Origin of the sequence: Microcoleus sp. S28C3 (genome assembly GCF_036700785.1) — a bacterium.
In the GTDB taxonomy this organism is placed as follows: domain Bacteria; phylum Cyanobacteriota; class Cyanobacteriia; order Cyanobacteriales; family Microcoleaceae; genus Microcoleus; species Microcoleus asticus.
Genome location: NZ_JAUBPO010000091.1, coordinates 19,571 through 30,806, shown reverse-complemented (window position 1 = coordinate 30,806; position 11,236 = coordinate 19,571). Strand labels below are relative to the sequence as shown.

The window sequence follows — 11,236 nt, the reverse complement described above, 5'->3', positions numbered from 1 at the left end:
GAAACATCGTTGTGCTTATTTAAATCTCGCTTTGGCCTGAATAGTATTTATACTCATTGCATATTTGAGATGCTCCCCGAGTCAGAAACTAGCAAACGAGAATCTCCCCTTGACGATTTGCGCCGCCAACTTCTCAATCAAGAAAACTCACCCAGCTAATCCATCAAACATCCGCGTTTATTCGCGTTCATCTGCGGTTAAAAATCATCATGTCTAAAACCCCTAGAATCCCCATTCCCCCAGAAGTCAGAAAATATGTATTTACTCGCAATAAATACCAGTGCCAAAGCTGCGGCCAAACCAAACTAGAAACCCAACTGACGATCGATCATATCATCCCCTTAGCGCGCGGCGGCAGCAACGACATCAGCAACTTGCAAACCCTCTGCGACACCTGCAACCAAAAGAAAACCGACAAACTAGACCCCCGCTTCCGCCGTCACTTTGACCTTTGATTTTTAACAGTATAATAAAATCAGCAATTTAACATTGAAATTGCTAACCTCTGTTCGATCGCACTTTTAATCCCTAGCTTGGATAACTGCAATGCTGACAAAAACAGTTGACGTGCAAGAAGCACAGACAAATTTAAAAGAGTTATTATCTCTAGCACTTAAAGGCATAGAGGTTGTTTTCACAGAAGGTGGCATTCCCCTTGTCCGTTTAGCACCCATCGCATCCCCAACTAAGCAGCGTACAGCAGGATTGCACGCAGGAGCAATCTGGACAAGCGACGATTTTGACGAACCGTTACCAGACGAATTTTGGAAAGGGAATCTATGAAATTACGGCTGGATAGTCATACCTTTATATTCTAGGTTTACCTTGAATATCACGCCTCAAATCATTCATAACATCCGCGTTAATCTGCGGTTAAAAAATCCTACCATCGATAATAGCGATAAGGATCGTCCCCATTCTCAAAATCCGTCTTGTAATCCCAGTGATAAAACTCCCGACTCGACGAACCGTTAAACACAGATTCATCCGCCTTAAAAATCGCCCCTAAATTAGCCAAAATCTGAGCATTTGCCCGGGTTTGCCGCCAGCGAGTAAAGCGCAAATAAGTCTTAGTATCCGCATTCAAACTGTCGGGTTCAATCTGAGAAAAAATCGCCACGCCCTTGCCAACTTTTACCCGACTTAACAAACCGTCAGCGCCGACTTCTCCCCCAGACTCAATCAACCAAGTATCATAAAAAGAGCGCGATCGCAAATCTGAAGCACTAACTCCCTTCACCTCATCCCAACTCGGAACCGCCAGCGAACCCCCGAAATCCTGCGCTTGCTGCAAACCCACGCCCAAACCCGCAACAGACACTTGACGCGGCAAGAAAAACGCCTTCCCGCCAGCATTCAAATAACCGCGCAAATCTGCATCTTTCAGATTCGCTTCTCTCCCCACAATTGCCAAACCAACATCATTAGAAAGCGAATTAGCGCGCTGATAAATTACCCCCAAACTGTCCAGCTTCTGTGCATCCCCATCTCCCCCAATTAAAACCACTTTATCCGGCTTTCCAACCACCGGAGAATTCATCCCGTAACTCACAATTTGTTGTACTAACTGCGCCGCCCCAGCATCTACAGAATAATGGTCTTCCAAATCCAACTCGTTTAAAATCAACCGCCCTTTTCCGTAATCCAATTCCATCAGCGGCGAATAAGCTAAATCAAACTCAGATTCCAAAATTGGCCGCCAACCGCTGCGGTGGGGCTTCTCAATAGAAGCGCTGCTGACACCGCCGCGATTTCCCCAATGCCAGCCGTACCAATGTTTATTTACCGGACTCAAATTGGGGCCAGTTTGGATCGTATCTGGATAAGCTTCAAGCAGCGTGCTTTCCCCCACCCAATCCCGCAAATCTTCACTGTCTAAACCGCTAATTGCCGGATGGTTGCTGTTAACTGGATAAGCGCGGCGGCTGACGTGGGCAGCAACCCGGAAACCCGTATTTTCCAGCCATTCCCTGCGCTGAGGAAACACAATTGCTTTGCCGCCGTTTCGCACAAAACTTTCTAAACTTCCCGGCAAATTTTCCCCGCTAGAAAATGCTTCCCTACCGATAATTAATAGCGATGAAACTTGCGAACCATTCCACGGTACAAGCTGATGACCTAACTGTTTTAACATAGCCGATGTTTTGCCCGCTGGATCGAAGATTGTCAGCGTATCCTTGATGTTGGCTGGATTGGGGAAAACCCGGAAAGCAAATGTATCAGAATGCGATCGCTCGCCCACTCGCGCAGTCAAGCGAATTTCGCCGTCTGCCTTGCTAGAAATGGTATTTGGTAATTTTACGTCTATTGGAAAAAACAGCGTTCCTGCCGGCTTTATAGTCCCTTTATTATCGCCTTTATTTAGTTCTTTCCCTCCCACCAAAACCCGCCAATTAAACGAAAATTCTTGTGGCGCCCGCGTATCGTTAATTAACACTACTTGCTTTGCCAGTTTTCCGCCCACAAACAAATTGCGATCTTTCGCAGTAAAAACCGGGCTAGCACCAGCTATCCAAGCCAAAGTCGAGCTATTATTCTTCATAATTGCCTCGCCCCCAGGATGAACAGTGTAACCTTCTGGCTGCAAATAATTCAACAGATTATTCGAGACTTGCTTCAAATAAACTCCCCGGCGACCAGGTTGAAAGGGCCCAATATCTACCTTTTTTTTGCCAGCCTCGGAAACTTCCCAACCGTGTCCGTCATTCCAAGGAATCATCCCGCCAGACATTCCAAAAGTCCGCCAACTCCGCCAAGTATTTGTACTGAATAACTCCTGCAACTTTTGAAAAGCTGGTGCAAAATCTAACTCTTGTTTAAAATGCCAGCTTTGATACTCCTGACCCTTAACAAATTGCTCGCGAATTTTAGCTTTATAAGCGGCAGTTTCCAACTCGTAAGCCTGCTTGCCAAAATAAATTGCCGCAAACTCAGTCATCAAAGGTTCGCTGAGAATTGCCTGACCAAAACCTTTGCGGGCCCGCATCATCGTTGCGTGCAGAGGAGTCCCAAACTCGACTGCCATGTAGGGCCTTTCCCCGGTTTTGCTCCACTCAGAAATCCACTCTTCCCGTTCTTGCAACGGAATCATATTTAAATAAGTATTCAGCGCGTAAACATCGCCGAAGTTTGCGCCTTGGTGTACCATCACAGGTCTGGTTGGGTCTGCTGATTTAATCGCAGCTAAAGCGTCATTTCCTAGGGGAGTGTTCACCCGCAAACGCTCGTTGTCCGACTGACTGAGAGTTCCTTCTACTTTTCTTTTGCCGATGCGGCGGGGATTTAGGTCGTCACCGTTGCCGAAAAAATTAGGACTTGTCGCCCACATTAATACTGATGGATGATTGCGGTAGCGGCGCATTTCAGTCACCATTCGGGCTTTCCAGCGGTTTTTCCACAGGGGGTTCTTCCACTTGCCGTTCCAAGCGATAGGACTAATGTCTAAAGCGGGAGCCATAATTGGAAAACCTTTGAGGTCTGCTCTTTCCGCAAATAACTCTCGGAAGTGCCACCTACCCCGTTCGTCGTGATTCCAAGGCCACATTTCTGTTATGTTAAAACCGGCTTTTACGTAGCCATCAATTAGGCTGTCAGAAACTTCTACTGTCCCGCCTTGCCAAGAATCGGAGTGCAAGTTTGGTCGCAGCCGAAATTCAGTTCCATTTAAGAAAAATTTGCGCCCTTCTATCCAAAATTCGCGGAAGCCAAAAGGTTGGTCGTATTGCGTGTTAACCCCGCTACCTTTTACTTCTAATTGCAGGGTGTAAAGGTTGGGTTTAGCGACATCCCAAATACGGGGATTTGGCCAATTCCACTGGACTTGTACGGTTTGAATTGCTTTAGCTTGAACCCTGGCGGTTCCGGTGAATTTTTGTTCGACTTTGCCTTGGTCGTCTAGCATTTGTGCGATTAATTCAACTTGACCGCTTTGGGCAACGTCTTTGAGTTCTATATCTAATTTAACTTGCTTTTTTCTGGTGGAAGTTTGGACGAACACGTCGCTAATTAGCGGGCCTGGAGGAACGGCCAGAAGCCGCACTTCGCCGATGATTCCCCGCGATTGCAACTTGGATTTTTCTGTGTAGATTTCAGTGGGGCCCATGATGACGGCTTTTTCCTTTTCGTCGGATACTGCCACGACTAAAATAGACAGGGTGTTTTGACCTAGTTTTGCTGCTTTGGTAATTTCAATAGTGCCGTAAGGCCATGCGATTTGACCGCAGTTAATGCCGTTGACAAAGATGACTGCATCGGTGCTGACTCTGGCTAAGTCGATAAAAACTCGGCGGTTTCTCCAGTTGTCGGGGATGTCTATATTTCTCTGATACCAAGCTTTTGATAGTTGTTTGCTGTTGAAGTTTTCCCAATCTTTGCCGCTGCCGCGAGTGATAATTCCGGGTACGGATTGGTTGTTTTCTTTTTGCCAGTCTCCGGGCACTTGGATGGAACCCCAACTTGGGGAGACGGGGGGTTTTTGGGAGTTGCCAACTGCGGGAACAAATTGCCAAGTTCCGTTGAGATAGATTTGGTCGCGTTTGTTGTCGATCGCGCCGACCGCCGCGATGGTAAGATTGGGGAAGCCGATCGACATCGCTGAGTTGCTGGCGAAGTTGGGATTTTGAAGCGCGTAACCGACGAATCCAAAGAGGGTGGCGGCTGCGAAAAATAATCCGATAATTTTTGCCCGCTTGTTATTCACTCGCTTATTACTCCCAGAAATTAGCCGATCGAATTTGTCTCTTCATCTAGAATAGCAGTTTATTTAGCACTAATCCCGCTGCAAATCTGTCGCGGGGAAGATGACACAGCGCCGACCAATGTGGTTTTCTAGAGAAAAAATAGATGATTAGTTTTAACTTAGTTTTAGCTTAGTTTTAACAATGTTGTTTCATCGACATAAGCAATAGTGCGATCGCGCCAGCGCTACAGGTCAAAAAAAATGAGCCAGTTTGAGGTCTTGCCCTTACCCATTCAATCTTACAGCATTGCTACATTTAGTGCCGGCACGGCTTTACTGCTGACCGCTCTGTTACTGTTTTCATTCAATGTCGCTCCTGCAATCTTACTTTTGACCGCAGCAGTGGTTAGCGCTTGGTATGCTGGCTTAAAGTCCGCAGAAAAAGAATTAAAAATAGAACGTAAAATTAGTTCAAAAGTAATTGACACTACGGCTTCCTTGATTGTAGTTCTCGATAGCCAAGGACGGATTGTCCGCTTCAACCAAGCTTGCGAAAAAACCACAGGCTACTCGACAGCAGAAGTTGTCAATAAATATGTGTGGGATTTGTTTTTAATTACGGAAGAAATAGAACCAGTTAAAACAGTTTTTACCGAACTAAAATCCGGACATTTTCACAGCGAGTATCAAAACTATTGGCGCACTAAAAAAGGCGATAAACGCTTAATTTCTTGGTCGAATACTGTGACGACCGATGGCGCGGGCTTGGTAGAATATGTGATAGCAACTGGCATCGATATTACTGACCGCCAAAAAGCAGAAATAGCCCTGGCTTTATCCTACACTAAGCTAGAAAGCCACGTCCAAGAGCGCACTGCAGAACTGACAGTAGCTAAAGAAGCGCTGCAAGCTCAAGAAGAACGATTTCGCTGTTTGAGTTCCTGTTCGCCGGTAGGCATTTTTATGGCAGATTTTGAGGGGCGCTACACCTACGCAAACCCTCACTGTCAGGCCATTTGCGGCTTGAGTTTGGCAGAACTTTTAGGAGACGGTTGGGAGAATTGCATCCACCCGGAAGACTGCGATCGCGTATTAGCCCGATGGTTAGATTATACTCGGGAAGGTGGGGAATATGCGATCGAGTATCGCTTGCAAACACCAGAGGGGATTGTGCGCTGGATTAACGTTTGTTCCTCGCGGATGTTCTCCGACTCCGGCGAACTCATCGGATACGTGGGTACGGTGAGAGATATCACGGAAAGACAACAAGCGCAAGCAGCTTTGGCAAGCAGCGAACAGCAACTGAGAACGCTGCTAGAAAATACGCCAGATATCATTATCCGCACGGACAAAAAACTGCGTTATATGTATGTCAACAAAGCAGTTGAAACAAGCCAAGAAAAACCGCTTTCATTCTTCCTGGGAAAAACCAGTCAAGAAATAGGAGTGCCGCCGGACCTGTGCCAGGTATGGGATGAAACCCTGCATAAAGTGTTAGAAACAGGTCGAGAAGAAATTATCGAATTTCAGGCATTGTCAACCAACGGTATCCGAAGTTATCAATCCCGCGTAGTTCCAGAATTTGGCAAAGACGGCGTACCAGAATCCGCCTTAATTGTCGCCCGCGATATCACAGAACTCAAACTTGCAGAAATTCAAAGATTGCAGTTAACAATCGAGCAAGCAGCGAGAGAAAAAGCGGAAATAGAACAGCAGCGCTCGGCATTTTTAGCAGAAGTCAGCAAAATGCTGGCTGATGCGTTTGACGGGGAAACGGTGCTGCAAAAGGTAGCAGAATTAGCAGTAAATTCGATCGCCGACGGGTGCTGCATTCATTTGACCGAAACCGACTCAAAAGTGCGCGGAGTCGCAGCAGCTCACGCAGAAGCCTCTATAGTTGATAGTCTGAATAACTTGAGAATCCGCAGTCCGATCGCCGACAATGCTACTAACGGCTATCCGCTGGTAATCCGCACCGGAACATCCGAACTAATTGCCGAAGTGGATGAGGAAATGTTAGCAGCAGGATGCGAAAATGCAGCAGAAATAGAAATATTGCGATCGCTCAATATCGGATCTCACGCTTGCGTACCGCTGAAAGCGCGCGGGCGGGTAATGGGTTGCATCACTTGCTTTACCTCAAAGTTGGGCCGCCGCTACAGTGCAGAAGACATGGCAATGCTAGAAGATTTAGCATACCGCGTCGCGATCGCCCTCGACAACGCCAGACTTTATGCAGAAGCGCAGCAAGCACTATCTCAAACAGCGCAATCCTTTGCCTTAATTGACGCGCTGTTAGAAGCATCTCCCCTAGCGATTTGCTTTTTCGATCGCGAAATGCGCTTCATCCATATCAATCAAGTATTAGCAGAACTCAACGGTTTGCCGATAGAACAGCATCTCGGCCAAGACTTCCGGCAATTGTTGCCAAAATATGCAGCAAAATTTGCGCCGATAATTCAGCAAGTTTTAGAAAGTGGCCAGCCTGTTTTAAACTTAGAAATGAGTGGCGAACCTGAAGGGAAACCGGGATATTTCGGTTACTGGGTAGCAAACTACTACCCAGTTAAAAATGAAAGAGAAGAAATAATCGGAGTCGGCATAATTCTCACAGATATTACCGCAGCAAAACAAACAGAATTAGCTTTGCGGGAAAGCGAAATGCGCTGCCGCAGCGTGGTAGAATCTAACATGATCGGCATCGGTTTCTGGGATGCCAACGGCGAAGTTACTGACGCTAACGACGCCTTGCTGGAAATGATCGGATATACGAGGGAAGACTTAGTTTCGGGACAGATTCGCTGGATCGATATCACGCCGCCGGAATACGGAGAAATCGATCGCGCGGCGATCGCGCAAGTCGCAGCATCAGGAAGTTGCGCGCCTTATGAAAAAGAATTCATCCGCTCTGACGGCACGCGCTTCCCAATTTTAATCGGGGGCGGAAAGTTGCAAGGAGCTACAGACAAAGGAGCATTATTCGTACTAGATATTACCGATCGCAAACAAACCCAAAACCAACTTCTAGAAAACGAAATACGCCTTCGCCGCCAACTAGCAGAACTCGACTTAGTTTACAACACCACACCAGTCGGGCTGTGCTTTGTCGATACCAATTTGCGCTACATCCGCATCAACGAATGCCTCGCTCAGATCAACGGTCGCTCGATCGCAGAGTACCTCGGGCGCACCGTTAGAGAAGCGAGTCCGGAAATCGCCGATATGCTAGAGCCGATTTACCGCCAAGTGCTGGCGACGCAAACCCCCGTGACCGACTTGGAAATTAAGGCCGAAACCCTGCAACAGCCAGGAGTTTTGCGGGATTGGCAAATCAGCTTTTACCCCGTGATCGATGAATCCGGAACACTGCTGGGAGTCAGCACCGTGGTTGCCGAAATCACCGATCGCAACCAAGCAAAACGAGTAGTGCAGCAAAGCGAAGCCATATTCCGGCGGCTGTTCGAGTCAAATATTTTCGGAGTCGCGATCGGCGATTTGAGCGGCCGCATCGCCTACGCCAACCAATCCCTGCTCAACATGGTCGGCTACACCCGCTCAGATTTGCTCTCCGGTCAAATGCGGTGGGACAGGATGACCCCCCCCGAATACCTGCACCTCGACGCCGTGGCGGCGCAAGAACTGCGGGTTAAGGGAGTCGCAACTCCTTTCAAGAAAGAGTACATCCGCAAAGATGGCAGCCGCGTGCCGATTCTGATGGGCGGGACGATCCTGTGCCCGGACGCTCGCGAACCAGAGACGATCGTCGCATTTTACATCGACTTGACCGAGATATCGCGGGTGGAAGCAGAACTCAAAAAGAATCAAGAACGGCTGCAAATCGCTCAGCAAGCAGGCAAAATCGGAACTTTTGAATGGAACGTCCAAACCGACGATCTCGCGTGTACGCCGGAGTTAGAGGCTTTGTACGGGCTGCCGCCCGGCGCTTTAGACAGCTATCAAAGTTGGGCCCAAATGCTGCATCCAGACGATCGCGCTGTTACCGAACAGCAGGTAAAAGCTGCGGGGGCTTCCGGGGAGGAATTAAACATTGAGTTCCGCATCTGCCGCCCCGACAAAAGCGTGGGCTGGATTGCTTGCAGGGCTAAGGGGTTTCCCGACGATCGCGGTTTGCCTTGGCGGACGATCGGAGTGAACGTCGATATCACCGATCGCAAACAAGCAGAAGCAGCGCGATCGCACCTCAATCAAACTTTAGAAGCCTTGATTCAGGCTTGTCCCCTGGCAATTACCGTTTTGGACACTGACGACGGCAGTGTGAAAATGTGGAACCCAGCCGCCGAGAGGATTTTTGGCTGGTCCGAATCAGAGGCGGTAGGTCAATTTGCGCCCAGCGTTCCCGCAGACAAGCGGGAGGAATTCATGGCGAATTTGAAACGAATTCGCCAAGGAAACGCGATCGCCGACATGGAAACCCAGCGCCAAAGGAAAGACGGCAGCTCGATCGACATCAGTTTGTGGGCAACTCAAGTCCGCGACAGCAACGGGAACATCAACTGTATGTCGATCGTCACCGACATCAGCGATCGCAAGCAATTGGAGGCCCAACGCGCTCAGTTGCTCGATCGCGAACAGGCCGCGCGGGCCCAAGCAGAAGCCATCAACCGCCTGAAAGACGAGTTTCTAGCCACTCTTTCCCACGAACTGCGCACGCCTCTAAATGTGATTATGGGCTGGGCACAGAGGTTGCGCACCCGCTCGTACACCGCAGAGGATTTAGCTTCCGGTTTGGAAGCGATCGAGCGTCAGTCGAGGGTGCAGGTGCAGGTAGTGGAAGATTTGCTCGATGTTTCCCGGATTATTCAAGGTAAGCTGGCTCTGAAACCCGGCTGGTTCATCATGAGACAGACGATTGAGTTTGCTCTGAAATCAGTTCGTTTGGCGGCCAAGGCTAAGTCTGTCACCGTTTCCTCAGAATTTGACCCCGCAGTCAGCTTGATGTGGGGCGACGCCCCGAGGGTGCAGCAGGTAGTGTCGAATTTGCTGACTAACGCCGTGAAGTTTACGCCTTCGGGGGGAAATGTGGAACTGCGCTTATCGGCGGTAGCTGTTACCGATTCCTCATCACCTAATTACGTGCAAATTACTGTCAGCGATACCGGAAAGGGCATTTCCCAAGAGTTTCTGCCCTACGTGTTCGATCGCTTCCGACAAGCAGACGGCTCGATTACTAAGCATCAAAACGGTTTGGGACTGGGATTGGCGATCGTCCGGCACTTGGTGGAACTCCACGGTGGCACTGTGACTGCGGAAAGTCCGGGTAAAAACAAGGGTGCGACATTTACGGTGAAACTGCCGCTCAAACAGCGTCGGAATCACCAGCCAAAGTTGAGAGAGGAAAGCAAATCCCCTCAAATCCGTCCGGGTATTTTGGCAGGTTTAAAGGTATTGGTAGTTGACGACAAACCCGATAACCGTAAGTTTTTGATTGTGGCGATCGAAGAGTTGGGGGCGACTGCGACTGCGGCTGCTTCGGCTGCAGAGGCGATCGACATTTTACAGCAGTCGCCGCCGGATATTTTAATCAGCGATATCGCCATGCCCGTTGAGGAAGGCGACTCGCTGATCCGCAAAGTGCGATCGTCCGCATCCGACAAAATCAAGCGCTTGCCGGCCGTGGCGCTGACAGCTTATGCTAGCGAACAAGACCGCGATCGGGCGATCGCCGCCGGTTACAACGAACACTTAACAAAGCCGATCGAACCCGCTGTATTCGCCGCCGTTTTAGCCAAGTTAACAAATTTGCAGTAACGCGATCGGGCGTTACTGCAAACTCTGACTCTTGTAAACTAAACAAGCAAAAGTGCGAGAGTGAAGGAGGAAAAATTATTCCTACAGCAGCGCAGTTACTCAAATGCTTTGTAGTTTGCTATGAATTAACAAATATGTATCAGCCTATCTACATAGTGCGACTCGATGAACGCACAAATTACCTGTATATTTTGGCTGGTGAAACTATTGAAATAGAGATTTATCCTAACGGGCAATGGAGATACTGTGATGAACAAGCCTAATTTTCAAGCTATGAGCAGAAAGGAATTGCGAGCTTACGTACTTGCTCACCGAGAAGATAATGAGGCTTTCTATGCTTTGGCGGACCGGCTGCACGAATCAGTAGCCGCAACAGAGGCTGCCGTTGTTAAATGGTTGCACTTCCAGCATCCCAATCAAACTATTAATAAAATTCCCGAAAGCTCCTCTAGCTTGATTTTGACAGATGGAGAGGGAAATCAAACAGAAATTAAAATTCAAGTTATGGGCAGTTATTTGCCAAATAATAAGCCGTTAATCGAGCTGTTAATTAACGATATGATTTCCCATACAAAGAAACAACATATAAAAACTCTGGCTGTTTTTGTTAGTAGAAATGAATCAACAGCAAAACAGCTAGAAACAGAACTGACAGAGGCAAATTTTGACAGCCGCGCCCAATCTTCGCTGGTAGTTGGCTATATTGAACCCGGAGGAAAATTTCAGAGCCTACCAGGCGCGACAATTGCCGGGGTGAAGGCAGACCACAGTAGTTAAAATTCGATCGCC

Annotated in this window: 6 protein-coding genes; 5 read left to right on the top strand and 1 reads right to left on the bottom strand. The window is 48.4% G+C overall.

Features of this window, described 5'->3' with window-relative positions:
- Positions 1–209 precede the first annotated feature (209 nt).
- Both QUA13_RS23755 and QUA13_RS23750 read left to right on the top strand, forming a co-directional pair.
- On the top strand, positions 210–455 hold the full coding sequence (locus QUA13_RS23755; RefSeq protein ID WP_333202488.1) for an HNH endonuclease: 246 nt from the start codon (positions 210–212) through the stop codon (positions 453–455).
- Positions 456–546: 91 nt separating this feature from the next.
- Positions 547–783 carry a toxin-antitoxin (TA) system antitoxin gene (locus QUA13_RS23750; RefSeq protein WP_333202486.1) on the top strand — a complete coding sequence of 79 codons (237 nt, stop codon included), beginning with the start codon at positions 547–549 and terminating at the stop codon, positions 781–783.
- Positions 784–883: 100 nt separating this feature from the next.
- Here the strand turns inward: QUA13_RS23750 and QUA13_RS23745 are convergent, their stop codons facing one another.
- A complete protein-coding gene (locus QUA13_RS23745; protein WP_333202484.1) occupies positions 884–4,699 on the bottom strand; it encodes a glycoside hydrolase family 2 TIM barrel-domain containing protein in 3,816 nt (1,271 codons plus the stop codon).
- A 240-nt stretch (positions 4,700–4,939) separates the two neighbouring features.
- Between QUA13_RS23745 and QUA13_RS23740 the strand changes: the two genes are divergently transcribed.
- From QUA13_RS23740 to QUA13_RS23735, 3 genes are read left to right on the top strand one after another with little or no spacing between them, the layout of a single operon-like run.
- Positions 4,940–10,447: a PAS domain S-box protein gene (locus QUA13_RS23740; protein ID WP_333202482.1), complete on the top strand. Its 5,508-nt coding sequence runs from the start codon at positions 4,940–4,942 to the stop codon at positions 10,445–10,447.
- A complete protein-coding gene (locus tag QUA13_RS32860) occupies positions 10,408–10,710 on the top strand; it encodes a DUF6888 family protein (protein ID WP_445242742.1) in 303 nt (100 codons plus the stop codon). The genes QUA13_RS23740 and QUA13_RS32860 overlap by 40 nt, the downstream gene beginning before the upstream one ends.
- Complete coding sequence (locus QUA13_RS23735; protein WP_333202480.1) at positions 10,697–11,224, top strand: DUF6887 family protein; 528 nt, start codon at positions 10,697–10,699, stop codon at positions 11,222–11,224. The genes QUA13_RS32860 and QUA13_RS23735 overlap by 14 nt, the downstream gene beginning before the upstream one ends.
- The last annotated feature ends 12 nt before the right edge of the window (positions 11,225–11,236 follow it).

Excerpts from the sequence above, each read along its gene's own strand:
- QUA13_RS23755 (WP_333202488.1), top strand. The coding sequence starts at position 210 with ATGTCTAAAACCCCTAGAATCCCCATTCCCCCAGAAGTCAGAAAATAT.
- QUA13_RS23750 (WP_333202486.1), top strand. The coding sequence starts at position 547 with ATGCTGACAAAAACAGTTGACGTGCAAGAAGCACAGACAAATTTAAAA.
- QUA13_RS23740 (WP_333202482.1), top strand. The coding sequence starts at position 4,940 with ATGAGCCAGTTTGAGGTCTTGCCCTTACCCATTCAATCTTACAGCATT.
- QUA13_RS23735 (WP_333202480.1), top strand. The coding sequence starts at position 10,697 with ATGAACAAGCCTAATTTTCAAGCTATGAGCAGAAAGGAATTGCGAGCT.